Source organism: Agaribacillus sp. DX54 (assembly GCF_056858335.1).
Window position 1 is genome coordinate 72,768 of the sequence record NZ_JBXEQE010000019.1, and the last position, 26,484, is coordinate 99,251.

General features: G+C 40.8%; 24 protein-coding genes and 3 riboswitches. Of the genes, 13 read left to right on the plus strand and 11 right to left on the minus strand.

Features of this window, described 5'->3' with window-relative positions; genetic code table 11:
* Positions 1-180: 180 nt before the first annotated feature.
* The 4 genes from AC04NP_RS19100 (at position 181) to AC04NP_RS19115 (ending at position 3,551) form a co-directional block, all read left to right on the plus strand.
* Positions 181-615, plus strand: coding sequence for a hypothetical protein (locus AC04NP_RS19100; RefSeq protein WP_482861531.1), 435 nt, complete (start codon positions 181-183; stop codon positions 613-615).
* 126 nt (positions 616-741) lie between these two features.
* Positions 742-1,926 (plus strand): DUF4407 domain-containing protein, encoded by a 1,185-nt coding sequence (locus AC04NP_RS19105; RefSeq protein WP_482861532.1) that lies wholly within the window; start codon positions 742-744, stop codon positions 1,924-1,926.
* Between the two features lie 139 nt (positions 1,927-2,065).
* Positions 2,066-2,923 carry a hypothetical protein gene (locus AC04NP_RS19110; protein WP_482861533.1) on the plus strand — a complete coding sequence of 286 codons (858 nt, stop codon included), beginning with the start codon at positions 2,066-2,068 and terminating at the stop codon, positions 2,921-2,923.
* Between the two features lie 73 nt (positions 2,924-2,996).
* Positions 2,997-3,551, plus strand: coding sequence for a thioredoxin family protein (locus AC04NP_RS19115; RefSeq protein WP_482861534.1), 555 nt, complete (start codon positions 2,997-2,999; stop codon positions 3,549-3,551).
* 14 nt (positions 3,552-3,565) lie between these two features.
* Here AC04NP_RS19115 and AC04NP_RS19120 read toward each other — a convergent pair whose 3' ends face one another.
* On the minus strand, positions 3,566-3,805 hold the full coding sequence (locus AC04NP_RS19120) for a YodC family protein (RefSeq protein ID WP_482861535.1): 240 nt from the start codon (positions 3,803-3,805) through the stop codon (positions 3,566-3,568).
* 405 nt (positions 3,806-4,210) lie between these two features.
* On the opposite strand from AC04NP_RS19120, the gene AC04NP_RS19125 reads away from it, so the two are divergent.
* A complete protein-coding gene (locus AC04NP_RS19125) occupies positions 4,211-6,094 on the plus strand; it encodes an amidophosphoribosyltransferase (RefSeq protein WP_482861536.1) in 1,884 nt (627 codons plus the stop codon).
* A gap of 78 nt (positions 6,095-6,172) precedes the next feature.
* Here AC04NP_RS19125 and AC04NP_RS19130 read toward each other — a convergent pair whose 3' ends face one another.
* Together AC04NP_RS19130 and AC04NP_RS19135 are read right to left on the minus strand one after the other, a co-directional pair.
* Complete coding sequence (locus tag AC04NP_RS19130; RefSeq protein ID WP_482861537.1) at positions 6,173-6,499, minus strand: HesB/IscA family protein; 327 nt, start codon at positions 6,497-6,499, stop codon at positions 6,173-6,175.
* Positions 6,500-6,513: 14 nt separating this feature from the next.
* Positions 6,514-6,924, minus strand: coding sequence for a hypothetical protein (locus tag AC04NP_RS19135; protein ID WP_482861538.1), 411 nt, complete (start codon positions 6,922-6,924; stop codon positions 6,514-6,516).
* Positions 6,925-7,060: 136 nt separating this feature from the next.
* On the opposite strand from AC04NP_RS19135, the gene mce reads away from it, so the two are divergent.
* Together mce and thiL are read left to right on the plus strand one after the other, a co-directional pair.
* Positions 7,061-7,465 (plus strand): methylmalonyl-CoA epimerase, encoded by a 405-nt coding sequence (gene mce, locus AC04NP_RS19140; RefSeq protein ID WP_482861539.1) that lies wholly within the window; start codon positions 7,061-7,063, stop codon positions 7,463-7,465.
* 342 nt (positions 7,466-7,807) lie between these two features.
* The gene (gene thiL / locus AC04NP_RS19145) at positions 7,808-8,842 is read left to right on the plus strand and encodes a thiamine-phosphate kinase (protein ID WP_482861540.1); all 1,035 of its coding nucleotides are present in this window, start codon (positions 7,808-7,810) and stop codon (positions 8,840-8,842) included.
* A gap of 142 nt (positions 8,843-8,984) precedes the next feature.
* On the opposite strand, the gene AC04NP_RS19150 is transcribed toward thiL, so the two are convergent.
* The 5 genes from AC04NP_RS19150 to AC04NP_RS19170 all read right to left on the minus strand — a co-directional run bounded on the left by AC04NP_RS19150 (position 8,985) and on the right by AC04NP_RS19170 (position 15,180).
* Entirely contained in the window at positions 8,985-9,353 is a 369-nt protein-coding gene (locus tag AC04NP_RS19150) for a hypothetical protein (protein ID WP_482861541.1), read from the minus strand.
* 355 nt (positions 9,354-9,708) lie between these two features.
* A complete protein-coding gene (locus AC04NP_RS19155; protein ID WP_482861542.1) occupies positions 9,709-13,629 on the minus strand; it encodes a cobaltochelatase subunit CobN in 3,921 nt (1,306 codons plus the stop codon).
* A 10-nt stretch (positions 13,630-13,639) separates the two neighbouring features.
* Positions 13,640-13,981 (minus strand): DUF2149 domain-containing protein, encoded by a 342-nt coding sequence (locus AC04NP_RS19160; RefSeq protein ID WP_482861543.1) that lies wholly within the window; start codon positions 13,979-13,981, stop codon positions 13,640-13,642.
* A 12-nt stretch (positions 13,982-13,993) separates the two neighbouring features.
* A complete protein-coding gene (locus tag AC04NP_RS19165; RefSeq protein WP_482861544.1) occupies positions 13,994-14,572 on the minus strand; it encodes a MotA/TolQ/ExbB proton channel family protein in 579 nt (192 codons plus the stop codon).
* Between the two features lie 5 nt (positions 14,573-14,577).
* Positions 14,578-15,180, minus strand: coding sequence for a hypothetical protein (locus AC04NP_RS19170; RefSeq protein WP_482861545.1), 603 nt, complete (start codon positions 15,178-15,180; stop codon positions 14,578-14,580).
* A 132-nt stretch (positions 15,181-15,312) separates the two neighbouring features.
* Positions 15,313-15,525, minus strand: a riboswitch (cobalamin riboswitch).
* A 62-nt stretch (positions 15,526-15,587) separates the two neighbouring features.
* Here AC04NP_RS19170 and AC04NP_RS19175 point away from each other — a divergent pair.
* The 5 genes from AC04NP_RS19175 to AC04NP_RS19195 are packed head-to-tail and all read left to right on the plus strand — an operon-like array spanning position 15,588 to position 20,154.
* Positions 15,588-17,066, plus strand: coding sequence for a cobyric acid synthase (locus tag AC04NP_RS19175; protein WP_482861546.1), 1,479 nt, complete (start codon positions 15,588-15,590; stop codon positions 17,064-17,066).
* Positions 17,059-18,066 (plus strand): pyridoxal phosphate-dependent aminotransferase, encoded by a 1,008-nt coding sequence (locus AC04NP_RS19180; RefSeq protein ID WP_482861547.1) that lies wholly within the window; start codon positions 17,059-17,061, stop codon positions 18,064-18,066. The genes AC04NP_RS19175 and AC04NP_RS19180 overlap by 8 nt, the downstream gene beginning before the upstream one ends.
* Positions 18,057-19,001: an adenosylcobinamide-phosphate synthase CbiB gene (gene cbiB, locus AC04NP_RS19185; protein WP_482861548.1), complete on the plus strand. Its 945-nt coding sequence runs from the start codon at positions 18,057-18,059 to the stop codon at positions 18,999-19,001. The genes AC04NP_RS19180 and cbiB overlap by 10 nt, the downstream gene beginning before the upstream one ends.
* A complete protein-coding gene (locus AC04NP_RS19190) occupies positions 18,985-19,518 on the plus strand; it encodes an AAA family ATPase (protein ID WP_482861549.1) in 534 nt (177 codons plus the stop codon). The genes cbiB and AC04NP_RS19190 overlap by 17 nt, the downstream gene beginning before the upstream one ends.
* Positions 19,519-19,572: 54 nt before the next feature.
* Positions 19,573-20,154 carry a cob(I)yrinic acid a,c-diamide adenosyltransferase gene (locus tag AC04NP_RS19195; RefSeq protein ID WP_482861550.1) on the plus strand — a complete coding sequence of 194 codons (582 nt, stop codon included), beginning with the start codon at positions 19,573-19,575 and terminating at the stop codon, positions 20,152-20,154.
* A gap of 15 nt (positions 20,155-20,169) precedes the next feature.
* Here AC04NP_RS19195 and AC04NP_RS19200 read toward each other — a convergent pair whose 3' ends face one another.
* The 3 genes from AC04NP_RS19200 to AC04NP_RS19210 are packed head-to-tail and all read right to left on the minus strand — an operon-like array spanning position 20,170 to position 23,438.
* Positions 20,170-21,216 (minus strand): ABC transporter ATP-binding protein, encoded by a 1,047-nt coding sequence (locus tag AC04NP_RS19200; RefSeq protein ID WP_482861551.1) that lies wholly within the window; start codon positions 21,214-21,216, stop codon positions 20,170-20,172.
* Positions 21,216-22,244, minus strand: a complete 1,029-nt coding sequence (locus AC04NP_RS19205; protein ID WP_482861552.1) for an iron chelate uptake ABC transporter family permease subunit — start codon at positions 22,242-22,244, stop codon at positions 21,216-21,218. Before AC04NP_RS19205 ends, AC04NP_RS19200 begins: the two co-directional genes overlap by 1 nt.
* Positions 22,245-22,280: 36 nt before the next feature.
* Positions 22,281-23,438, minus strand: a complete 1,158-nt coding sequence (locus tag AC04NP_RS19210; RefSeq protein WP_482861553.1) for an ABC transporter substrate-binding protein — start codon at positions 23,436-23,438, stop codon at positions 22,281-22,283.
* Between the two features lie 110 nt (positions 23,439-23,548).
* Positions 23,549-23,755: riboswitch (cobalamin riboswitch) on the minus strand.
* Positions 23,756-23,872: 117 nt separating this feature from the next.
* A riboswitch (cobalamin riboswitch) is annotated at positions 23,873-24,077 on the plus strand.
* An 89-nt stretch (positions 24,078-24,166) separates the two neighbouring features.
* Here AC04NP_RS19210 and AC04NP_RS19215 point away from each other — a divergent pair.
* Positions 24,167-26,065 carry a TonB-dependent receptor plug domain-containing protein gene (locus AC04NP_RS19215; protein WP_482861554.1) on the plus strand — a complete coding sequence of 633 codons (1,899 nt, stop codon included), beginning with the start codon at positions 24,167-24,169 and terminating at the stop codon, positions 26,063-26,065.
* The last annotated feature ends 419 nt before the right edge of the window (positions 26,066-26,484 follow it).

The following is a 26,484-nucleotide window of genomic DNA, read 5'->3' on the forward strand; positions in this document are numbered from 1 at the left end:
TTTGTCGATCTCAAATGTGTTCATAATTGTCCGAAAGTTGTTATGATAACGGACGATTTTCGAAGATGTCCTTTTTAGCAATCGGTTATAACTTTCTGAATATCAGAATTTTGTGTTTTTTGGCATACCATTGGATTTCAAATCCCTTATAATTTATTTTTCAATTCAAAATAGTAGGTTATGAAATTGCTACAAAAATCACACAACAACAACTCAGTTTTTACACTATTATTGGTAGCCAGCCTTACTGTGGGCAGTGCTTTTTCGGCTCAGGCCAACAATGAAAAAATCATCTCAAAGGCGAGAGCGGCTATTGAAAATGCAAGCCCCGATGACTGGGAAACTTACGCCAAATCAGCAGAGCTTTGTATCGCCAAGAACATTAACATGAAAGAGGCTTCAAAGTGGCTGGATCACTCCTTATCTATTAAGAAAACCACCTACAATTTACGGGTAAAGGGAGATTATTATTTAAAAAACAAATTACCCGTTAAGGCCATGGAAAAATACCTGGAAGCCATTGACGTAGGAAGAGCAAAAGATTTCTATTTTGATTCCTCGGAACTTCAAAGCAGAATTTACAAAGCACGAAAATTACATAAGTTTCTTCTGTAATTTTCAAATTTGGGTAAGTGTAGGCTCCATCTTTTTGGAGCCTTTTTTATATTAAGTTTGCAAATAACCAAACCGGAATTATACAGTTAGTTGCCAGCGGATCGTTTTAAACCTAAAACTGCGGGTATGAATAAGATACAACAATTCTTTTGGATCTGTTCGGGTTCCAGTGTTGAAATTCTTAAAAGATGTCCTACCGATGCTAACAAATACATTGGCATTGGTGCCACTATATTTTTTACCGGATTACTTGCGGCCATTTCTGCTGCCTACGCACTAAACACTGTGTTTGATAACCTGGCAATATCAATCATTTTCGGATTGGTCTGGGGTGCTATGATCTTCAACCTGGATAGATATATTGTTTCCGGTATGAAAAAGAGCAACAGCCGATGGAGGGAATTCCTCATGGCTGTTCCAAGACTTATACTGGCGATATTAATTGCAGTAGTTATCTCAAAACCTCTGGAACTCAAGATTTTTGAGACAGAAATAGAAGCTGAGTTAATATTGATGGAGCAGAAGCTATTTAAAGAGCAGGAAGATTTGGTAGCAAAGAGATTTGACTCTGCAAAAATTCAGTTAAATCAGGTAATCGCTGCATTAAAGCAGGAAATTGTAGATAAATCAAATCAAAGAGATGAGTTAGTAATCATTGCGCAGCAGGAGGCAGATGGAACAGGCGGATCAATGAGGCGTAACCTTGGACCGATTTACAGGGCCAAAAAGGCCGATGCAGACAAAGCCAATCAGGAGTTACAGGCGCTTACCCAAAAAAATCAGGCTTTGATAGATCAGTACTATCGGGAATTGATGGAAACAGACTCCCTCATCGCCATGGAAATTGATGCTATGGGCCGGCAGCGGTTGAGCGGTATGGCTGCCAGAATCGATGCCTTAAACAATCTTACAAAAAAAAGTGAAGCCACTTATTGGGCCAATCTGTTCATCATCTTGCTATTTATAGCCATTGAAACTGCGCCGATCTTTGTTAAACTCATTTCTGACCGTGGGCCCTATGACGACAGGCTGGAGTCTCACGAGCATGTGTACCATGTACATAACAAGGAAAAAATTAATAACCTGAATCAAAAACTTAAGGAAAATACACAGCTTTTTAACAATGAAAGCGATAATCATATCGACGATCAGGTATCAGTTAAAAATGAGTTACGGGAAAAAATGCTAAAAGCAGAGGCTGAAGTGGCCAATGAAACGATCAACCATTGGAAAGGGGAAGAAATCGAGCGATTAAAAAACGGGCAGAGAGATAAGCATGACCCCATCACCCAGCCAAAAGCCACAAAATGACAAAATGTTCTTGATTTTGACATAATAATGTAGTTTATTTATTATTCAGCCAAAACGATCATTGCGGATTCAATGTATTATGCAAGTTTAACGGTTAGGTAGCGCTGAAGGGCATGCCAGACTCATCTTTGCATATATTATGTTAAGGAAAACCAATAACATCTTTCTTGTTTTCCACCTCCTCATCACGCTTCTTATAAGCTTTTTATTGCTATTTTCCACAAGGTTCCAAGGTTTCCAACAATGGATTGACAAAATTACGGGTGAAAACAGTGTTCTGGAAATAGGTATCTTTTTTCTGTTGTTGATGATTTCTACCTTTGCCATGTTGATTTCATTCAACAATCAAAACGAAAAAGCATTTACACGGGCAAGGAGACATTTCATTGCTATCATTGCCATTTGTTTTTATCTTATCGCCATGCAGGAGGTCAGGTGGGGCAAGTTGCTTTTACGCAGCAATGATACCTCTGATTCTGACAGCTTAATGGGTATTGTTGGTCTGCATGGTATTGTAACTGTCGAACAAGTGAATACCACGATTTATGTGATGATATTGTTTGGCTTTATATTGTTTCCTCTGCTGATTTATTACCGGCCTGCCCTCTTTGGGAAAAACCCTTCGGTAAGGGGGAAAACTATTATTTATCTGCCGTCAATACATTGCATGCTTATGTTTTGTTTTGCATGCAGTCTGCAAACGTTGATCAATCCGCTTACCCGGTTTGATCATTTTGTTTTGTTATTTGTTTTCCTTGCTATCTTCGGGTTGATGTTCTATAAAAACAAGCTGAGATCAGTTGCCAACATGGCTCATTGGTTCCTTGTTGCCGGAAGTTGGGTGCTTTACCGGATATATTCGGAAAAAATACCGGTAAGCTCCGATTATCATCATTTATGGAAGTTAGTGGCAGTTTATGCTTTTTTTTATTGGCTTTACAATTGGGCTATGACGTTAAAAGAAAAGGCGGCAGTTTCATTTCACAGGTTGAAATAGTTTTAAATGCTTTAAGCCGATTAATCTTTTGACATATTCCTTATATTTACGATAAAATATAACTAATAATACAATGGCTTTAACACCCTCAAACATGCTGGCGCTCGGTACCAGGGCACCGGATTTTTCCTTACCTGATGTGGTGTCGGAAGAAGACATATCCTTATCGGATTTAAGTTCAGATGCAGCTACTGTGGTTATGTTTATATGCAATCATTGCCCATATGTAGTTCACGTGCGTGGCGAACTGGTGAGGGTTGCCAGGGATTATCAGTCTAAAGGGGTTAAGTTTGCGGCTATAAGCTCGAATGATGTCTCTCGTTATCCTGCGGATTCTCCCGAAAAGATGAAAATTTTTGCGGAAAAAGCAGGCTTCTCTTTTCCATACCTCTATGATGAATCACAATCAGTGGCCAGGGCTTACGATGCGGCGTGTACACCTGATTTTTATGTATTTGATAAGAACAAAGCACTGGTCTACAGGGGAAGGTTGGATGAATCAAGCCCGGGAAATAATAAACCTTTGACCGGAAAGGATTTGAGGGCTGCTTTAGATAATATTTTAGAAGGGAAGCCGTTGGGTGACCAACAATTTCCAAGTATGGGTTGTAATATCAAATGGAAATGACCGCAGGTTTACAATCAATAAATCTTTATTAACTTTTGTCTGACCAAAATACTCTTTAATTGTTGAATTTCCTGTTTCAATCTGTAGTCATCTATCAGATACAAAGATTGAGATTTGAAAGTTCGACGGCACAATTTTTCTTGTTCGTCGAGCCATGCGCATTCAACAGTACTTTTACCCATAATACCAGTCACCACCATTACCTTTTTGTTCATGATGGCATGAACGGCATCTCCTACTTTTATTTTTCTCATCAATCAAAATTAAAAAACAAACAATAAACTCTCCAAGCCTATTATTTGCTCAGTTGCCTAAAAAGATTGCATAACAATTATTTCTCAGGTAATTATTTATTAATTTCCTAATCTTAATTGTAAATGGCAAGATAAATCTTAATAATTACCGGCAGTTTCCGCAAAGCGATCCATATTTGGGCCTGAGTACGGCCTCAATATTTTTAATCCATATCAAAATTTATTAAACTTGTTGTAACAACATTTTCAAATAAAATCCTTAATCTTTACTTGCAGGGGGCTGTTTTCTTAAACAGCCCCGTTTAGCATATTTTTATTTCCTGTGATCTGAACTATTACAAAACAATATCCTGTTATATCTTTTATTGGGATTTATCGTTAATTTTGCAATACTAATGCAGACTAATGAGTGATTTTATCAAACACGAATGTGGTATTGCTTTACTAAGATTGCGCAAGCCACTTTCTTACTATTTTGAGAAGTACGGGCCTTCCTACGCTGTGAATAAACTCTATCTTTTAATGGAAAAGCAACATAACCGGGGACAGGATGGGGCCGGTGTTGCTAACATAAAGATTGGTTTAAAGCCAGGAAACAGGTATATAAGCCGGTACAGATCAGTTGATAGAAGTCCGATTTCAGACATTTTTGACAGAATTGCCAGAAAGTATAAAAAAGCCAAAAAAGAGGGTGGGGATAATTTTTACAAGGCAGATTGGATGAAAAAAAACTGTGCTTTTTCCGGTGAATTGTGGCTGGGCCATCTGAGATATGGGACACATGGGAAAAACTCCGTTGAAAACTGCCATCCGATTCTGCGTCAGAATAACTGGCGTAGCAGGAACCTCGTGGTGGCTGGCAATTTTAATATGACCAATGTCGATGAACTCATACGAAAGTTAATCAGCCTTGGGCAGCACCCTAAGGAAAAAATTGATACGGTGACGGTCATGGAAAAGATCGGCCATTTTCTGGATGAAGAAAATCAGTTAATTTTCAATAAGTACAAAGGAGCTAAAAGCAATCAGGAAATTACTGATACCATTGAGAACGAACTGGATTTACAAAATGTGCTAAAGAGGTCTTGCAAGGACTTTGATGGTGGTTACGCTATGGCTGGTCTGGTAGGACATGGAGCGGCGTTTGTAGCCCGGGATCCGGCGGGGATCCGGCCGGCCTATTATTACTCGGATGAGGAGGTAATCGTGGTGGCTTCAGAAAAGCCTGCCATAAAAACCGCCTTCAATGTCGAATATGGTGAAATAAAGGAAATTGAACCGGGGCATGCATTGATAATCAATAAAGATGGCAACTACGCCCAGCATCAGTTTATAGAAAAATTAGAAAAGAAATCCTGTAGCTTTGAACGCATTTATTTTTCCCGTGGTACCGATCCGGATATCTATTACGAACGGAAGAAACTTGGCAAGCTACTGATCCCCAGAATACTGAGAAGTATCAATTTTGACCTTAAGAACACGGTTTTTAGTTATATACCCAATACCGCAGAAACAGCCTTTCTTGGAATGCTCGAAGGCCTTGAAGATTATCTTGTTAACAAAAGAAAGGATATTATTCTTGATCAAAAACCTCACCCTGATTCGCTGGAAGAAATACTTTCCTTTAAGCCCCGTGTGGAAAAGATTGTCGTAAAAGATGCCAAACTCAGAACTTTTATCACCGATGATGACCACCGGGATGAATTAGTGGCCCATGTATATGATACCACCTATGGTGTTATTAATAAAGGCAAGGACAACCTGGTGGTTATCGATGATTCTATTGTACGGGGCACAACCCTGGAGAAAAGTATCCTGAAAATGCTGGACCGCATAGGTCCAAGGAGGATCATTATCGTTTCTTCCGCCCCACAAATCAGATTTCCGGATTGTTATGGCATAGATATGTCGAGAATGAAAGACTTTGTCGCTTTCAGGGCAGTGATCGCGTTACTGAAAGATAACCACATGGAAGACTTGCTTGAGGAGGTATATCACAAATGTGTGGCTTCACAGGGAGATATCCGGGTAGCCAATTATGTAAAGGAATTATATGCACCATTTGAATATGAACAGGTATCGGAAAAAATAGCCGAAATTATCACGCCAAAAGATATAAATTCCGAAGTAAAAGTTATTTATCAAACCGTTGAAAATCTCCATAAAGCTTGCCCACACCATCTTGGGGACTGGTATTTTACGGGTGACTTCCCAACACAGGGCGGAAACAGGGTGGTTAACAAAGCATTTATTAATTATATGGAAGGAAAGCTGATAAGAGCTTACTAAACTACCCTAACGATATTGCCCCGGCAAAAAAGGCAGGTATGTAACCCCTGCCTCCTTCAGAATATTTAATTTTGTATTTTAAACGGCAAAACTTTCGCCACAGCCGCATGTTCTGGAAGCATTCGGGTTAATAAACTGAAAACCCTTGCCATTAAGTCCGTCAGAAAAATCTAGGGTAGTTCCCAACAGGTAAAGCAGACTTTTTTTATCTACCATTATTTTAATTCCTTTATCTTCGAATATTTCATCGTTGGTCTTGGTTTCGCTGTCGAAGGATAGATCATACATAAGCCCGGAACAACCCCCACCTTGTACTGAAACCCTGATATGGTGGTTTTGTGAATGTCCCTCTTGTTTTCTTAAACCTATAATTCTGTCTTTCGCTTTGTCTGTGACACTTATCATAATATTATTCCTTGTTAAGTTTGCGGATTTAATACGATACTAAAAACGGTGATGGTGTTCATATCCCGGCCGTAATATAGTTTATCCAATGCATCATTGATATTTTTTGCCCTGAAATAGGAAGTCTGAAGTTCCTTTTCGTCTCTGGCAATCCATTGAATAGTGTAAGAATTCTCCTGCTCCTTATAACTTTTAACGTAGCCAAACATTTTGTTTAACGCATCGACTTTGTCATAAGAAGTAACGGAGTGGAACAAAAAGGATTGACGATGTTTTGGGTTAACAGTTATGAGATCCAGCTTGGTTTTACCGTCAATGTAACTGTAATCAAACACCAGGCTGTCACCTTCTAATCCCAGATAATTCTCAATCTCCTTTTGTATTCTTGCACTTTCTACATGTACTTCCGCAGATGATTCCATCATAATTCTCGTTAAGTCTAATTTATCGAGCCTTTTTAATCTGCCAGGTCAAATTATATGTTTAAACCTTGGTGGCAATTAAAAAGTTTCGGGATCTTTGCAAAATTAGTCAAATTATTGATACAAATTTAATTAAAAAATGTTGAAAATTGAACATATAGGTATTGCTGTGAAATCCCTTGAACATAGCAATGAATTATTTAGCAAGCTTTTTGGTAAAACCCATTACAAAGTAGAGGGCGTTGAGTCTGAGGGTGTCAAGACCTCTTTTTTTGCGTTGAAGGATTCCAAAATTGAACTTCTGGAAGCCACCGGCGAGGACAGTCCTATTGCAAAATTCATTGAGAAAAAAGGAGAAGGTATCCATCACATTGCCTTTGAAGTAGCTGATATCAACGCAGAAATGTCACGGCTCAGGGACCAGGGATTTAAGGTTTTGAATGAAACACCCAAAAAGGGTGCAGACAATAAGCTTGTCTGTTTTTTGCATCCCAAAAGTTCCAATGGTGTGCTGGTAGAGCTATGTCAGGAAATCAGGGATTAGAATTTAGTGGAGTTCCGTTTGTTTTTAATGGTACCCGGTTGCTTTGGATATTGAACGGAGTTGTATTTTTTATATTTCTTTTTGCCTTCTGCAGTCTGATACTGGGGTTTGACACAAGATAACAGCAAGAAGCTGATCAATAGAACCAAAATTCCGAAGCTGCTCTTTTTAACTGGAAAACGTTTCATGATTAATTAATTTTGGTTATTTTATCTTAAAATGACATCTGATAATATGCTAAGATAACGTCAGTGGTCTTAAATTACAGTAAAATCTTTAACTTCACATTACATTTGTATTTTCCCGGGAAACTTGGATAATATGTGATAATCATGTGAATCAATGGAAAAAGAAGCAAAAAAGACTGAAATAGGGACATTAGGTGAGTTTGGCCTTATTGAAAGGATCAACAAACATACAGTAATAAAAAACCCGGAAACGAGGAAAGGTATTGGCGACGATGCTGCTATTATCGAAACGGGTAACGGCCTGATGGCTGTTACCTCAGATATGCTTGTGGAAGGTATCCATTTTGACTTATCATACACCCCCTTAAAACATCTGGGGTATAAATCAGCGGCAGTAAACATTTCAGATATCGCAGCCATGAATGCCCTTCCAAAGCAAATTACTGTTAATCTGGCTTTGAGCAACAGATTTTCTGTTGAGGCTGTGGATGAGTTTTACAAGGGGATCTTTTTAGCCTGCGAAAACTATGGTGTCGATTTGGTAGGTGGAGATATGTCTTCCTCCACTTCCGGGTTGATTATTTCAATCACAGCGCTTGGCGGGGTGGCAAATGAGGATGTTACCTACAGAAGCGGAGCCAGCGAAAACGACATCATCTGCGTAACCGGCGATCTGGGTGCTTCTTACCTGGGACTTCAGGTGTTAAAACGGGAGAAGGCCGTTTACCTGGCGAACCCTGACATGCAGCCGGAGCTGGACCACTTTGATTACCTTGTCAAAAGGCATCTCAGGCCCGAAGCCAGAATGGATATCATTCATGAGCTTAAGGAGGCCGGCGTAAAACCAACCGCCATGATTGATGTTTCTGATGGATTAGCATCGGAATTGCTGCATATTGTGAAAGCATCAGGTTATAGCCTCAATATTCACAGTGATAAGATTCCCATAGACGATTTGTCATTTAAAACGGCTGAAGAATTTAACCTGGACCCACTTACCTGCGCTTTAAATGGGGGCGAGGACTATGAACTGCTTTTTACTATTGGGCAAAGTGACTATGAGAAAATCAAATACCTGAATGATGTTACGTTGATTGGTTATATAACAGGTAAAGGCACAAAGGCCCATCTTGTTACAAAGGGTAGTGATGCGATTCCTCTTACGGCCCAGGGGTGGCATCATTTTTAAGTGTCTTACCTGGTAAAACTATTCATGGCTGCCCGGTTGCCTGCTATTGAATACCCGATGACCAATCGCATATATTGAAATTTTTATCCAAATTGCTCGTCTTCGCAGTCTACCCCCAGCCTATCGATATTTATCAATAAAATTAATCTTCAGGGTAGGGAATATACACAAAATTTGTAAACTCCTCGTCGACCACAAAGAGACAACAAAATTCATCCGGATTTTTATAACTGGCTGTAAACTCCTCAACCAGTTCCTGTACAATCAATTTCCTTTGTACAAATTCATCAAGATAGGTGGCGTAGTAATTCCATTCCAAAGCCATTTCCCCTCTGGCGATTAGCAACTGTCCGATGGGGATTTCCACTTTGGCAATGGGAAATATCGGATAATCGGAAAAACCACGTTTACGGATTTGATAAGAGGCTTCTTTTAAAGTTTCCGAAACCAGGGCGAAATCCTTAGAGATGGTTCCAAGATATCTTCCGTTTAAATCGGGATCATTCAGCATGGGGAGAGACTTCAAAGTTATGCGGCAAATGTAAGCAGATCCGCACAAACTTTTACTTCAGGCCCAGTAAAATTACATTTTCTACGTGACATGTTTGTTTGGTTTAAAAATGTACTTTAATGCGTGTATGGGGCTTTCTTGATGATGAAAGCTTTCGCTCGGACAAAGAACGGACAAAAGCATGTTCATTTCTCAGTTTTTTCCTATATAAGTTGGGAAAATGTTGGGAGATCCTTCCCATCTTTTGAAAATCAGCGAAAAAAGATGAGAAACTTCTCATCCAATTAGCATAAATATTAACTAAACAGATCAAAAAGCTAAGCAGTTTTCTTTTTTAGATTTGGGGTTAAGGCTTTCACTTTTTCTTCATAGGTTTTCGTGAAAAGTAGAAAATGGAATACAGCACCACCAGTGTCAATACAATCCATTTCCAGCTAGCAGTATCGATCGGGGATCGAGGCTCTTCTTTTGCATTCAATGCTTCGATTTTATATCCTTTCACACTTTTCTTAGGTAGGTATTCGCTTGAATTATTGGCATCTGCGGCTAATTGCATGCTGCCAGGAAGTCCATCAGCCATCAAACGTTGTTTCATTTCATCCAGTTGGTTCCGATAATTTTCAACTTTTTCAGATGAAATGCCTTCCACTTCTTCAAATTCTTTTTCCAGAAAGTTGGACAATGAGGGGTTGTTGCAGACATTCAGGTTGCAGGATAAACCTACCTTATCGACTGTGACCAGAAATTCTGATAACAGTTTTTGCTTTACTTCTTCCTCCGGTGTCCAATATTCTTTCCGTATGGCCTCATACATACGGGAGATCATTACCTGATAGGCAAACAGGTTTCCAGACTGTTCGAAACGGTTGACAATGTCTAAATTGTACTTATCATCAACATAAACATCGAAGAAGTTTTTCCATTTGTTTTGGTCTACTGCATTGGGGACGGTCACTTGCCAGCCCCACAAGTTTGAACTTACCTGTCTGATAAAGCGTCCCCCGGAATAACCTTCATTGAGCATTGTATTGATCCAGGTTGGGTTGAGGTAACGGGTTTGCATTTCCTTACTAAGAAAATACTTCAGCTTCTCATGTTTCATTTGCCCTTGATTGGTCAAGTTGGAAACAATGACTTCAGGAGAAGTGCCTTCTATCGCACGCACAGCTAGCGCCGTACCTCCCAGGTATTGAAAAAAGTCATCGTTATCGAGACTGGCGTACAAGTGCGATGTACGGCTGTGTAGCACGGCCTTTGTTCCCGTAAGGCTTTGCTTGAAGAGTGTAAGCAGCACAGAATCACTGACGGGTTCGTTTCCCCAGAAGGAACTGCTGTAAGGAAAGTGCATACGATTCATAAATACATTGGCCACTTCCTTTTCATCTTCCCAGCTTCCTGATGCATCGATCACCGTGTTGGTTCCTGTACCATAAGCGCCATCAGGTGTCGAAAAAATTCTAACTTCCGAAAGTGCCGCAGCCATTTGTTGTTCAACACCTCTTTCGATCATCGTTTTGTAATAATGCTGCGTATTCCGTCTGACATAATTGTCCACTTCATCTTGTTGTGAGGCCAATTTGACTGCCTTATCCAGCAATAACACCAACTGAGGAAATATATCCCGATAAAGACCGGAAGGGATCAGTACTACATCTATGCGTGGACGTTTCAACAAACGGCGGGGAATTACTTTCAAATCAGTTACTTTACCATAGCCATCATAAACCGGTTTTACTCCCAGCAAGCTCAGGATTTGTGATTCCATAATGCCCTCGTTTCGGATGCACTCGGTAGACCACAGGTTAAAAGCCAGTTTGTCAGGCAATTCGCCATTGTGCTCCTTACGGTAGGTTTGAATAAGATCATTGGCGAGGCGTTCTCCTTCTTTGTATACCTCCGCTGAAGGGACGTAATCTGCATCGAAGGCATAGAAATTTTTACCCGTGGGTAAAGAGTTGGGATTACGAAGAGGATCGTTTCCTGTAGATGCAGGAATGTATTTTCCATCCAAAGCAGCTACAAGTGCGCTGAGTTCAGATTCTGCACTAGCCATAATACGCTCCCTGATATCTTCTGCATATGCTTTGCGTTCCTTCTCGCTTAGCCCTTGTTTTTGTGAAACAATGGCTTGTACGTTTTTCTCGATATAGCGCTGTCGAGGCAGTTGTCCAAACGTATGTAACCCCAAAGGAGAATATTGTTCTTGTATTTCTTCAATATAATGTTCTAAATAATGCAATTGCGCATCATCAGCAATGGTATCCATGTCCAAATCAGCCAGAATGCCATATTCCTTCGCATACTTGTGTATTTCATTGAACTTGGCCTGTGCCAGGGCTGTACTTTTTGATTCTGCTATCTCGTGTTCAGAGATAAGCTGTTCCAGTTTTTTTAACACCGGATTGATATTGACCCTGTCAAAAGGAGGTGTCATGTGGTCAATAATGACTGCCCCGGAACGGCGTTTTGCTTGCAGGCCTTCCCCAACATCATCCACAATATATGGGTAGACATTTACTAAATCACCAATAAGCGCTTCTGAAGCATCGTTTTGATTTAACCCTGTTTCTTTTCCTGGGAGCCACTCAAGTGTACTATGCGTACCGAGGTGGATGACGGCATCTGCCCGGTAGCCATATTGCAAATAGAGATAAAAAGCGATGTACTGATGATGTGGAGGCACGGAAATATCATGGTGCATTACATCTAAATCTTGTGACCAACCGCGTACAGGTTGAGGGGTAAGCAGCACATTGCCATAACGAATGGATGGAATCACGAAGTATTTCTTGTTGTTTTTATCCGTCCAGATCATGATATTATTTTCTTCAGGCTTTCCCCATTGTTGCTCAATCTTATTTTTCAATGAGCTGGACAGCCTTGCATACCACTTCAGGTATAATTCCATGGGGATTAGGGTAGTATTTCCTTTTTCTACAAGCTTATCTATCTCTTTTGGGGCCCAATTACCGATGTTGAGCCCATATTTCGAAACATTTGAAAAAATGCTGTCTTTCGTGAGTGATTGATGGCCGACATGATAACCCTCACTTTTAAGACGTGTGAGTATGGAATGAATACTATTAGGTACTACGTTAAGATAACTTGCGCCTAAGAGTTCCTTCCCAGGCGGATGGCTATAATAAATCAGCGCAATTTCCTTTTTGCTATTGGGTTTATTTTGCAGGACATGTATTTTTTGCACTTTTTTCAGCAGCCGCTTTACCTGAAACACAATGGCATGTTTTGTTTTTCGCTGCATTAGTGAATCCGAAACTTCTCTGCTACTGGTTACAATGGGCTGTACCATTCCCATTTGCTCCGGTATGCTTAAGGAGTTGGTACGTTTATAAATTTTAATCCCCTGGTCGCTCAGCATCCACGCTTCAGCACCTTGGTTCACCTGGATCATATTAATTACCGGAATGCCCAGCTTTTCAAACGTTTCTCGGTTGGCATGTGGATTTGCACCTAACCAGGCCGATTGCGCCAATATTACTTCCGGAATAAGATGCTCGTTTTTGTCGTAAAAAAGTGGTCTGACATCGTCTTTGGTTGGGAATCCGTAGTAGAACAGTACATTGAAGCCATTATCTTCAAATTGCGTTGCGTATTCCTTAATGTGAATTAGTTGCTCCGATAAAAAATCACTTCGCCAAATATTAATGGCAATCCACGGGTTGCCTCTCATATAGGCGTGGTAGTTACTGCGATAAGATTCAAAGTCTGCATATATTTTTTTAGTTTGAATGTTGCACAGCGCAAATTCAGGCATGGGGATCGGAGTTTGCTTAGGAATGTCCAAACCGAGTGTGCGCTGACATTGATCCAACACCATACGTACCAGGTTATCACGCCCTGACTGTTCATAAAATTCGAGGGTTAGTGCATCCTGTTCAATATGCGTATGGCTACCCAGCCCCGCAGCTTCGTCCGAGCCTATCGCCAGCACCTTGGTTCCTGCTTTGGCCAACTGATTTAACAACGGCAGAGCGCTTGCTACTTTCGCAGGGTTGATGATGTCAATGAAAATCAGATGGTTGTCGCGCAACTGGTCATAAGTAAGCTGGTCCAGATCAGCGTAGTAATAGCATTTTACATTGGCCACTACCTTATAACCCTTAAGTACTTCTTTCACATGTTTAGCAGTGCTTTCACCCAGCAAGTGATAGGAATCGGACAATAGCAAAACAATGCTTACTTTGTGATCATCGGCCTGACTGTTAGTATTACTAAGCAGTAAAAAGAGGGCGGTGTAGAGAAGGTTTTTCATCATTTTTGGATTGTTATTTTTCAGGGATATAAATAATTCGTCCGTCCTCCAGTTCATAGGCCGTACCCAATTTCACCCCTTTGCCTGATTCTGTGGTTTCGGTTACCTTCTCTATTTTAATTTCTTTCCCCTTTTTAGTAATGATCTGTAATTCGCCATTAGGCATTGTTTTGGTAATAATTAATTCTGAATCCTGATTGAACAGATCAAGTGTGCTGTATGCCATAAACAGCGCAAAAAAAAGTGCAACGATGAACACCATACTAACATCAAAAAGGTTAGCCATACTGCTTATGGGGTCTGCTTCCGAAGAAAGCTCGTCATCGATAAAGGAATGTCTTCTTGAAATACTCATCTTCTCTTGTGTTTATGCGTTGATTAACTTTTCTTTTCCGTGTTCTGTACGCTCCCAATCCACCAGGCTTCTTTCACACATGCTTTCACATTCAAGGAGATCCTGCCTCATCCATTCTGTTTGCTTGTAATTCATCAGAAAAGCTGTCAGCCCGCAGGCCATACCCACTACGGTGGTGGTGAATGCCGTTACCATATTGGCCGACATAATCATAAGATCACCTTGTGACAATGAAGAAAGCGCTGTTCCCATGGGGATAAGTGTTCCCATGAGGCCAAGTGACGGGCCTGCTTTTATTACCAATCTATTATTGCTCAGGGATTTGATATAGGCTTGATGCCAACTACGGAGTTGATGTAAAAGATCGAATTCTATTGCTTTATAGGTAGAGGAGGGAGATTCGAAGTAAACTTTATGTTGTGCTTTGAACATATTGATTCTCTTAAAGTTATTGCTTCGTCTTTGCCTTAACTCACTCATAAACTTACCTGCTGCCACGGCCTGATGCGCCAATACCAAAAATATTCCAATAATAACCGGGTAGTAAAGCAAATTAGCAATGGCTAATAATGATGATTCTAAAATATTCATACGATTTAAAGTCTTGATTTTTCTTTCAAAACAAATCCTCCGAGCATGAGCATTACCAGCACGCCAAGAAGTATAAAGTTTTGTTGATTAACAATTGAAGAAATAGGAATGGTAGCCATAGGTTTCAGATTTTGCTGAATGCTTATGAGTACAGGCTCTAACACAAAAAATAAGGTAATGATTGTTCCTGCTTTTAGAAAATACTCCCGGACCTTTGTCAACCAAACAGACCATTTTTTAATCAACCAAAACAAAAGGCCAGCCACAGGAATAACCCCCACCCCCACCATTACATTTTGCCATTGCAAAAAAATGAGGGAGCAGCTCATAAAGGTTATCATACTACTGATGAGTGCGCGCTTCCATTTTGAAGGAGGGTTTACTGAGTGAAGCAGGTAATCTAAAACAAGCAGTAAAAACAGTATTAGCTGAATACTACCTTTCAGCTGGCTTTCAAAGAATATACAGGAAAAGGCAACCATTAAAAACACAATGGTGAAAGCCATCCAACCTCTCCTTTTGTCAGAAAGAAATTGCGCAGTGCCAGATGCTCCGTAGAGACTCAGAAAAAGCATTTGAAGACCTATAAGGACTAATTCGGCAGTCATTTCTTATTTCTGTTACTCGCTTTCCGAAATAAGATAGATGCCACATTGTAACGCCCAAACATTATCTGATAAGGATAATGCGATTTACTAGATTGGTACAAAGTATCATTTAGCCTTTATTCCCGAAAGCTTTGATAAAGTCGTGTTCCGGCAGGTCTCCTGGCTCGTCCGGTTTCCGAAGCCTTCCCATCCAAATATGCTGGGACAGTGGCCAATGAATTTCAGAAACATCCTCGAGGGACTAACAGTTGCGGGTACAGCTCCGGATTTTTCTACTGAATCACCGGATTCCCATATTAAGGTTTCCTTATAAAAAGGAAATCCACCAAAACGATGTAAAATTAGCATTTATTTGCAAATTTGAGATTTAATTTAGATAAATAGTTTAAGACAGATATATCCAAAATTTGAGCAGAAGTGAATCAATGGAAAAGATGAGGCCAATCATGATTGTGGGAACCGGATCTGATGTCGGGAAGAGCTGGGTGACTACAGGTATTTGTCGCTGGCTAAAAAAACATGGTTTTGCCCCTGCGCCTTTCAAGGCTCAAAACATGTCACTCAATAGTTTTTCTACGGCAGACGGGTTGGAAATTGGCAGGGCACAGGCGGTACAGGCTGGGGCCTGTCGGCTTGCACCCAGGGTAGAGATGAATCCTGTTTTATTAAAGCCTTCATCCACAAACCAATCTCAGGTTGTACTTTATGGAAAACCGATAGGCAACCAGACCGCCAGGGAGTACTTCTCCAATAACAAAAGCCAACTATTTGAAGAGGCTAAAAAGGCATTTTATACGCTAAACGATACTTATTGTCCCGTTGTGATGGAAGGGGCAGGAAGCATCAGCGAGTTGAACCTGAAGCACAGGGACATCACAAACATGAGAATGGCGCAAGTAGCTAACGCCTGTGTGTACCTTGTAGCTGATATCGATAAAGGCGGGATATTCGGAAGTGTTTATGGCACAATCGCTCTTTTGGAAGAATGGGAAAGAAAATTGATTAAGGGGATAATTGTCAATAAATTCCGAGGTGATATGACGCTTTTTGAAGAAGGAAAAACAATGCTCGATGAGTTGACGGCTACTCCCGTGCTTGGGGTGTTGCCTTATGCTTCGGACATTGTATTGGAAGAAGAAGACTCTGTGGCACTTAAACAAAGGAAAACCGCGGCCCAAAAGGATAAACTTAATGTAGCTATTGTACAACTGCATTATCTGTCAAACTATACGGACTTTCAAGCCATAGAGCAAGAACCGTTGATCAATCTGTATTATACCCGAGATCATGAAGAACTGAAAAAAGCAGATGTGCTCATCATACCAGGCACGAAAAACACCATTGAAGATCTGGTGGCTTTAAAGAAAGACGGGCTAACCGAAACCATCAAAGCGATGTATGGTAAGATTCCTGTTATTGGAATTTGCGGGGGGTATCAAATGATGGGGCAATGGATTAAGGACCCGTACGAAGTAGAAAGCAATAGAGGCAAAGAAGAGGGCCTTGGTTTGTTTGATGTTACCACTACGTTGACCAAAGAAAAAACCACCCTCCAGCAAGACTTTACATTCAAGAAGTATGACACCGCTTGTACTGGTTACGAGATCCACATGGGGGAGACTTCTGTGCCTGCTGGCAAGCATCTAAACATGGTTAATGGAACACCGGAAGGCTACTTTGATGGAGATAAAAGCTGGGGAACGTACTTTCACGGGATATTAGATAATCAAATTGTTGTAAACGAATTGTTGCATTTAAAATACAAGGAAGCCCAGGCCATGGATTATTTGACTTTTAAGGAAGCGCAGTATGAAAAGTTGTCGGACTGGATTGACCAACACCTGGATATGGATACTATCATAGAAAACAGCAAAAACAATGATTAATGGGCATGGGGACGATATTCATCTATATGGGGGAACTATAAAGCACAACTTTAGTTCCAACGTTTATTACAAGGGATGCCCACCTGAGCTACTTGCTGAGATGTCGTCTTATACACATGCCATACAAAGCTATCCCTCTCCTGCTGCCGAAGAACTAAGTGGCGTAGCTGCCGGCAAGTTTGATTTGCCAATGGATCAATGTCTGTTTACCAATGGTGCCACTGAGGCATTTTATCTCATTGCGCACGCATTCTCAAACAAATATGCCGCAATAGTAGCACCCACCTTTTCCGAATATGAAGATGCCTGTAAAATGTATGGATTAAATTGTGAACTGGTAGATAAGGCAGCACTTACACCTATTAATTATGACCTTGTTTTTATTGGCAATCCTAATAACCCGGACGGTAGCATTATCCCTACTATAGAATTAATAAAGCTAATTGAGCAAGCTCCCGATACAACCTTTGTGATAGACGAGGCATACATTGAATTTACTGTTCAACTCGAATCCCTTGCCCCTTTGGTAAAGCGTTTCACTAACCTGATTGTCGTCCGTTCCCTGACCAAAACCTTTTCCATCCCTGGCATCAGGTTGGGTTATGTAACCGCCTCATCAGCTATCATTACGCAACTTCTCACCAAAAAAATGCCCTGGAGTGTCAATGTGTTGGCGATACACGCAGGATTACAATTATTTAAACATTATGATCGCTGGCTATTCAATGTTGAAGAGCTGCTCAACGAGGCACAAGCGTTTATACAGAAGCTTTCGGAGATAGACTGGCTGGAAGTGATACCCAGCCATACTACTTATTTCCTTGTTAAATTAAAAAGAGGTACTGCCGCTGAACTTAAGAACTACCTGGCGGTACAATATGGAATACTGATACGTGATGCCACTAATTTCAAAAAACTTCATGGTGAATACATCCGCCTGTCCACTCAAAGCCATGAAGCACAAAGCGACCTGATAAAAGCATTAAAGCAGTGGAAATAAACAAGGTTTACATACTTCTATTTGCGTTTTTGCTTGACTCGGCCTTTGGCGATCCAAGATGGATGCCGCACCTGATCGTGCTTTTCGGCAATGCTATTGCCAAAGGTGAGCAACGACTCAACAAAGGCAATGGCAGATTTTTGAAAGGGTTGCTATTAGTGATCCTCCTTGTGGTGCTTGCTTATTTGCTACCGGCCCTTCTGTTGGATTGGCTGTATGAAATCAATCCGCTTATTGCCGATATCGTAGCTATTATATTACTCTTTTACTGCCTGGCAAACCGAACGCTTATCAAGGAAGGGAAGGCTGTATTCGATACGTTAAAAAAGAAAGGGGTAGTGGCCGGCAGAAAACGCCTTTCATGGATTGTAGGGAGGGATACTTCAAAGCTCAATGAGCAGCAAATACGAACAGCTACGCTGGAGACGCTCTCCGAGAATTTAAGTGATGGGGTGATTGCGCCCTTGTTTTACTTCTTTCTGTTTGGAGTGCCAGGTGCGGTTGCGTATAAGATGATCAATACCTTCGACTCTATGATCGGGTACAAATCTGACCGGTATAGATCATTTGGAAAGTTTGCCGCCAAGTTGGATGATATTGCCAATTTTATACCTGCCAGGATCACAGCATTTTTGATCTTGATAACAAACCTCAGGTTCAAGGGCTTTCGCTTTGTATTTCATGAAGGGAAGAAGCATGCAAGCCCGAATGCGGGATATCCTGAAGCGGCATTGGCCTACATTTTGAATTGTCAGTTTGGCGGTCCTAATTTTTATTATGGGAAATTGGTGGACAAACCCTATATAGGCAGTAATCCCCGAACAATCAATCATAGTGATTTAACAACAGCAATCTACGTGAATTGGGCCAGTACTATTCTCTTTTGTATGTTGTACGGTTTCATCATTTATTGGGTATATGGAGGCATACATTAAGAAATATATCATTACCGGAGCGCCAGGCACGGGAAAAACCACTTTGATCAATGCCCTGGAAAAGGAATATCCTTGTATGCATGAAGTATCTCGAAAGGTCATTATCTGCGAACAGGAAGGAGTAGGGAATGGAATGCCCTGGGGAGATCTGGATCGATTTGCAGCATTAGTTTATGAAGCTTCGCTACAAGCGCTTGAATTAAGTCCGAATGCCTATTTTACAGATCGTTCCATACTTGATTTAATCGCTTACCTTGAAGTAGAGGGTAAACCGATACCATCACAACTTGTCCGATTTCCTTACAAAGAAAAATTCCGTAAGAAGGTATTTTTCACCCCTACCTGGGAAGATATTTACCATAAGGATGAACAACGATTACAGGAATTCGGTTACTGTTTGGCGTTGGAGCAAGCATTATTGAAAATTTATGCTGAAAAAAGATTTGATATTGTTAAGCTCCCCAAGGATACTGTCTCAATTAGGGTTAATTTTGTCCATACCTTTGTAAAGACTTAGGCATTTGAATCGATTAAAAACTGCGACTAAATTTAATTAATAAGCTAAAGAATTATGAAAATATATACAAGAAAAGGAGACAAAGGAATGACGGGAGTATTTGGTGGAAAGCGGGAACCTAAAAATGGTCCCCGCATTGAATGTCTGGGGACTTTGGATGAAGTGAACAGTACGATAGGCTTGCTTCGTGCTAAGCTGGGATCTGATCACGATTGGCAGGGTAATTTACACCGGATCCAAAAAGACCTCATGGACATGATGTCGCACCTCGCTCGCCCCTCCGTTTCCAACAAAGAAAATCAAAACCCTAAACCTGTGGATGGGGCTGATTTCTGCGAACAATGGATTGACGAAGTAGAGCATACATTGAGCAGCCCTTCCGATTATTTTCTGTTGCCGGGCGGGAATGAAATCTCTGCCTTGTGCCACGTTTGCCGAACACAAATCAGACGTGGTGAGCGGGCATTGGTGAGCCTGGCTGATGAAGATCCGGCTTGTGTGGAAGAATATGTATCTGCCTATATTAATCGCCTGTCCGATCTCTTTTTCACCCTTGCACGTGCCGAGATGGACCAACATGGTGTAGCGGAAGAAAAGTGGAACTTGTTTCTATACAAGCGGAAAAAGAAAGCCTGACCATTGCCCTAACGGCTAGTCTGGGTACTGTTCATGACGCAATACCTTAAGCATTTCAGCAATATTTTGACACCGGAAAGTACTATTTTGGATGTTTAGCAGCCACTGGTCATTTTCGTAATGCACTTTAATAGAGGAGTTTGGGTCGGCTACCACCTGGTAGCCTTCTCTTTCCAACGCACGTCGGGTCCATGTGCTTTGAATATCGGTTCCTGATAACGATATTTTCCCTTTGGCAGGATGGACTACTTTAAAAGCGCCGGAAAGCTTATCAAAGTGAAAAGCATTGCTTTTAAACACACGTTCAAACATACCGGATAAAACCAAATCTTCCGGGGCCCCACTTTTCAGATCCTCATCTTGATTCATCAGCCAGATTGTATCCGCAGTTTGAAGCGCAAGATCGAGCTCGTGTGTAGACAGTAATATGGCTTTGTTGGTTTCTTTAACCAAACGTTTGAGGATGTTCATGATTTCCACACGGTTTGGCAGGTCCAGGTGAGCCGTTGGTTCATCCAGCATGATTAATGGAGTATCCTGTGCCAGTGCTTTGGCGATGAGTACACGTTGCTTTTCTCCATCACTCAGTTCATTAAAAAACCGATATTTGTAATCACCTAAATGAACATTTTCCAACGCACGCTGAATCATTACGTGATCTTTAGCTTCCAGCTTCGCAAAATAGTTGGTATAAGGATACCGCCCAATAGAGACAATATCCATCACCGTCATAGCTCCCACGTTTATTTTATCAGTAAGTACTAAGCTCAATAGCCGGGCATATTGATGTGGCTTAATTCTTTTTACATCGACTTCAGAAATGTACGCCTCTCCATTCAGTGGCTTTTGAAGACCGGCAATGGTACGCATAAGCGTGGACTTGCCACAACCATTGGGACCAATCAGACAGACAAGCTCGCCATTGTGAATTTTTACATTCAGGTTCTTTTCGAGGGTGAGTGTACTGCGCCTTGTTTTGTAGCCTATTGTCAATCCACTGGTATATAGAATCGGGACAGTGAAGTACGCAGAATTTCTGTTTGTTAACGCTTTAATTTCCATCAAAATGCGCCTTTCATTTTCTTGTTTTTAATAATAATTGCTAAGATGACAGGAGCACCGAACAATGCTGTGATGGAATTGAGCGGAAGTGTAGTTTGCAAACCTGGCAATTGCGAAACTATATCGCAAATGAGCATAATCATCGTGCCACACATCATAGTAGCTGGAATCAACACCTTATGATTTGAAGTACGGAAAAGTAAACGAGCTAAGTGAGGCACTGCCACACCAATAAAAGCGATGGGGCCGGTAAACGCAGTAATCGTTCCAGCCGTCACACTGGTAATCAAAATAAGTTTCATCCTTGTTCGAGAAACGTTGACACCAACACCGGTAGCATAGTTCTCTCCCAGCAGTAATGCGTTCATCTGCTTGGAATATATAAGGGAAAGCAAGAGCATAAGAACAATAATTGGCCCCATCATATATAATTGCGACCAGGTAACCCCGGAAAGGCTTCCGAATGTCCATACAAGAAAGTTTTGGATCAATTCGGGATCACTGAAGTATTGCAGGATATTCACCACAGCTCCTGTAATAAATCCAAACATCATCCCAACAATCAACACGGTCACATTGTCCGATAATCGCGCAGAAGCAAACAATACGCTGAAAAGCACTAAAAACGAACCCCCAATAGCGAAAAACACCAACCCCCAACTTCCCAAGGTCTCCTGAAAATTGGTACTTATCCCGAAGATAGCTGTAGAAGAAAGCACAAAGACAGCTACACCCAAGCTTGCGCCGTGACTGATACCTAATACCGAAGGGCCTGCCAGAGGGTTTTTAAAGAGCGTTTGCATCTGCAAGCCGGCTACCGAAATACCGGCTCCGGTTAAGATAGCCGTTACGGCTTTAGGGAGCCTGAAGTTAAAAAAAATATATTCCCATGATTTCTTAGGCGCCTCTCCAAAGATGATATGGAATAAATCTTTTACGGATATCTTCACACTTCCCAAACTAAGATCGAGCAAAAATAAACTAATAATCAACCCAATGCCAATGAGTACGACCAGCCAGGGTTTCAATATATGTTCATTGTCAGCGGTCAACTTCTAACGCTTTTATTGTAGTTTTTTGTAATAGTAAAGTTGATGATTGGGTAGAAGCTCAGGGTGGAAGATTTTAATGACATCTTTTAAGATGAGGTCGGGCCGGGCCATACCACTTTCCCAATAGTCATTGCCCCCATTTTCACTCATTCTTTTATTGAAGGTATATACGTTCCCATCCCTGAAAGCTTTAAAAAGGGTATATCTCTCATCCATCATTTCCAGTTCTTTTAGCGACTCAGCCCTCGGGCCAATCCAAAAATCGGACTCAATTAAGTTATCGAGAACCACTTCAAAACTAAGTGGGAGGCTACCTGTTGATTTCTCATTTTTATAATAATAATCTCCACCCGCATCTTGGATAAGCTTGGTTAGATAACTATTTGAACCTGGCATATACCAGGTTCCTTTAAAATTATTCCCCGTCATAATAGCAGGCCGGAAATCAATGTCTGCCGTAATCGCTCTTGCTTTCAGGTATTCCTTTTCGATACGCCTGAAGATAGAATCTGCCTTTTCATCTTTATTGAAAAAAGCCCCGACAAACTTAATCCATTCTGCCCTCGCCAGCATATTCTTCTCCATCCATTCAACGTTATAAGAAATCGGTACACCGGCCTCTGTCAAACGTTCATCTTCATTTCTTACATTATCAACACCTGTTTTCATGACTAAGTCAGGGGATAAATCCAATAAAATTTCCAGGTTGCTTTCCTTAAGAGAGCCTACTTGTCGTATTTGACCCTCGCTGATTTTTTTGTAGATATGGGGGTTATACACATACCTGTCATTCGATACTCCTGTGATTTTGTCCAGTTCGTCCAGCAATCCAATCAAACCAATGTGGGGGCTGGATGTGGTAACCACCTCATCAATTGGTACCGGAATCACAAACTCTGCCCAGTCGACGGAGAAAGGTGCTGCTGCCTCTTTTGAATACAGAACATAAGAAACCAACGTATCATCTTCCACCCAAGGGTTTTTGACAATAACGGACTTAAAATTTTCGTGAACCGCTATCGTGAAGTGTTTGGCATAGGTTATTTCAGGTGTAAATGAGGTGACCGCCTTAACCGAGTCGGAGGCTTCACTTTTTGCTGATTGATTTTGAGTTTGCTGGCAAGCAACTAGTAAAATGAGTAGCGTGGTGCCTATTAGATACGTTTTCATTCATTCATCATTAATCCATTGTTTCAATTCACAAAAAGGCGATAAATGCATGGAACGTAGTTGTCCCTGTATGTTGTTGCATTCGATAACTTCATCCCCTAAGCGTCGAATTGTTGGTTTTGAAATAGGTAGGTCTTCTGGCTTGCCAAGTTTTATGCCTTCCCATCCCGACAGGTCGGGATAGTGGCCTTAGTTTTAAAACCCCTCAGAAAGTCTGAGTTTGGCTTACAGCTGCGGGGGCAGCTCCGGAATTTATCCATTTGAAGATATCACCGGATTCCCTTTTATGCTTATGCACCTTATTTCAGGTGTAAAGGTAAGCTTCTCTCATGATTTTATTTTAATTAACCTAATTAAATCCGTTTTTGAAATTTCAACTTCATCCATTAAAAAACTTAATTATGCTCTTTTCTCTTTTAGTTCGTGAATAAGTATAAATTTGTGGCCAATTCGGTTTCCATGTTTTTAACCTTTAAAACATGGGATTAAAAGGGAATCTTGTGAAAATCAAGAACTGTCCCCGCAACTGTAAGTTCAGTAAGCTTGGGCCAAATCGAATTCCACTGTCCCGACCTGTCGGGATGGGAAGGAAGCCTCAGTTGAACAAGTCAGGAGACCTGCCGAAGAAAATTATTTTCGAACTAAACTTCGGGTGAAAGTTGAAGTGAAGTCCACCACGTGCTCCACACAGCAGTTAAGCTCGTTTTATTAAATCTATGAAACAAAGAATGAAAAAAACCTGTTTATTAGCAGTATGCGTCTGCTTAGGTTTAACAGCAAAAGCGCAAGACTCCCTAAGAATTGTCCAACTGGATGATGTAGTTGTGACAGGGAACAAGACAGAAACAACGCTTGAAAAATCCGGTAAAACAATCTATAAACTTGACAGAAAGCAAATAGAAGCCAACAGAGGTAAAGATGTTACCGATTTGCTCAATGAAATACCCGGCGTGCAAATTGATGGGAACTTTGCCACCCCGGGAACTAATATCAGCTATCGAATTAGAGGAGCTCAAAGCGAACAAACATTGATACTTATTGATGGAATACCTTTTAATGATCCATCGGGTCTCACTCAAACTTTTGATCTTCGAATGTTGGACCTGGATCAGGTAGAATCCATAGAAGTGCTGAAAGGAGGCCTTAGCTCCCTATATGGTACCGGAGCAGCCGCAGGGGTAATTAACATAACGCTCAAAAAAGCATCAAAAGAAGCTGCTTCAGGCGTTGTAAATGTCGAATATGGTAGTTTTAATACACTTACCGCTAATGCAAATGTTTCGGGTACATTTGATGATAAGCTTAGCTATTTGGTCAGTGGCTCTTTTAGGGGTTCCAAAGGGTTTTCGGCTGCCCATGATACATTGGGGACAGAAGGTTTTGATAATGACGGAATTAAAAGTATGAACTTTCTTGGGAAATTGGGCTACCAATTTTCGGATCGATTTTCTATCGACTTAATGGCAGCCTATGATGATGTTGAAAGCGATTTTGACCGTGGTGCATTCAGAGATAATGACTCGGAATTAGACCTTAAGTTATTAAAGTTCGGATTTTCTTCTGCCTATAAATGGACAGGTGGAAGTATAAAAGGTAATCTTTCCTATCATACCAATGAACGAATCTTCGATTCGCCCAGCTTCAGTGACCCAAGTATTAGAAGTGTCAGTGAGTTTAACGGAAATACTTTTCAGGCAGATGTATTATTGGATCAGAACCTGACAGATGAAGTTAAATTGATCGGGGGAGTCAATCTGCAGCGACCTGTCTGGAAGCCGGAAGATTCAGATAGTAAGAGCTTTACAATGATTGATCCGTATGCTTCGCTAATTTATGATACAAAGAATTTCAATATCCAACTTGGAGGGCGCTTGAATCAACATAGTGAATACGGATCTAACTTTGTTTGGAACATCAATCCAAGCTACCTCATCGATCTGGGTTTTGGTAAGCTTAAAGTTCTTGGATCTTACGCGACTGCTTTCCTCACCCCATCTCTGAATCATTTGTATGCCGGTGACTTTGGCTTTCTAGCCTCTGATGCGGGAAATCCAGACCTTGAGCCACAAGAATCCGAATCTGCCGAAGGTGGGCTCGAATTGATTTCAGATGGAAAATTTCAACTGGGAGCTGTCTATTTTTATAGAAAAGATAAGAGCTTGATAGATTTTGTCTTCAATGATACATCTACGGACGGCGATACATCTACGGATGGCGGTTACATAAATCTGGATGATGAAACCGAGACGGATGGCGTGGAGCTTAATGCCAGCTATTCGTTCTTACCGCAGCTAACTGTTTCAGGGCAATATACTTACACCAGATCACTCACAAATGGAATAATCTTGAGGAGAGTACCCGAGAACAAATTTGGGTTTACATTATCTGCTATACCGGTAGAGCATATGCTTGTAAAATTGACCCATTTGTATGTTGGAGAAACTCCTGAAAACGAAGACATAATTCTAGACTCCTATAATCTTGTTGATGGTTTTGTGTCTTATACATTTAAAAAATTAACAATTTCAGGGAGCATCAATAACATCTTTAATGAAGACTTTGTAGATCGTTATGGATGGGCTACAGCCGAAAGAAATTATAGTATTGGATTCAGATACAACTTCTAACTCAGAGCTATCTATTTAAAAAGCCTTCTCACAATCTTGAGAAGGCTTTTTTGATAACAAATGTTGCTCTATGTTAAGATGTCGGTCCTGGTACTTGTTTTGTTCCCAGGACTTGATTTATGATCATTTTGATGTCTCTGGGAATAAGGATAGATTAGAAAGGTCGAGAAGAAATAAGAAAAATCTTCTTAGAAGTTATTTATATCGGATTTTTACAATTTTCACCAGGTTTTCCATCTACTTGCTAAGTTACAGCAAAACCATGTCCTCGGTATGATAAGTTTGTTTGGCTGGAAATCATCCCCTATTGCATTTATGGGCCATTTTTTAAAGGTTCTTTGCCCTGCGCGGACAAAATACGGACAAAAGCGTGTTCATTTCTCAGTTTTTTCTCATATAAGTTGGGAAAATGTTGGGAA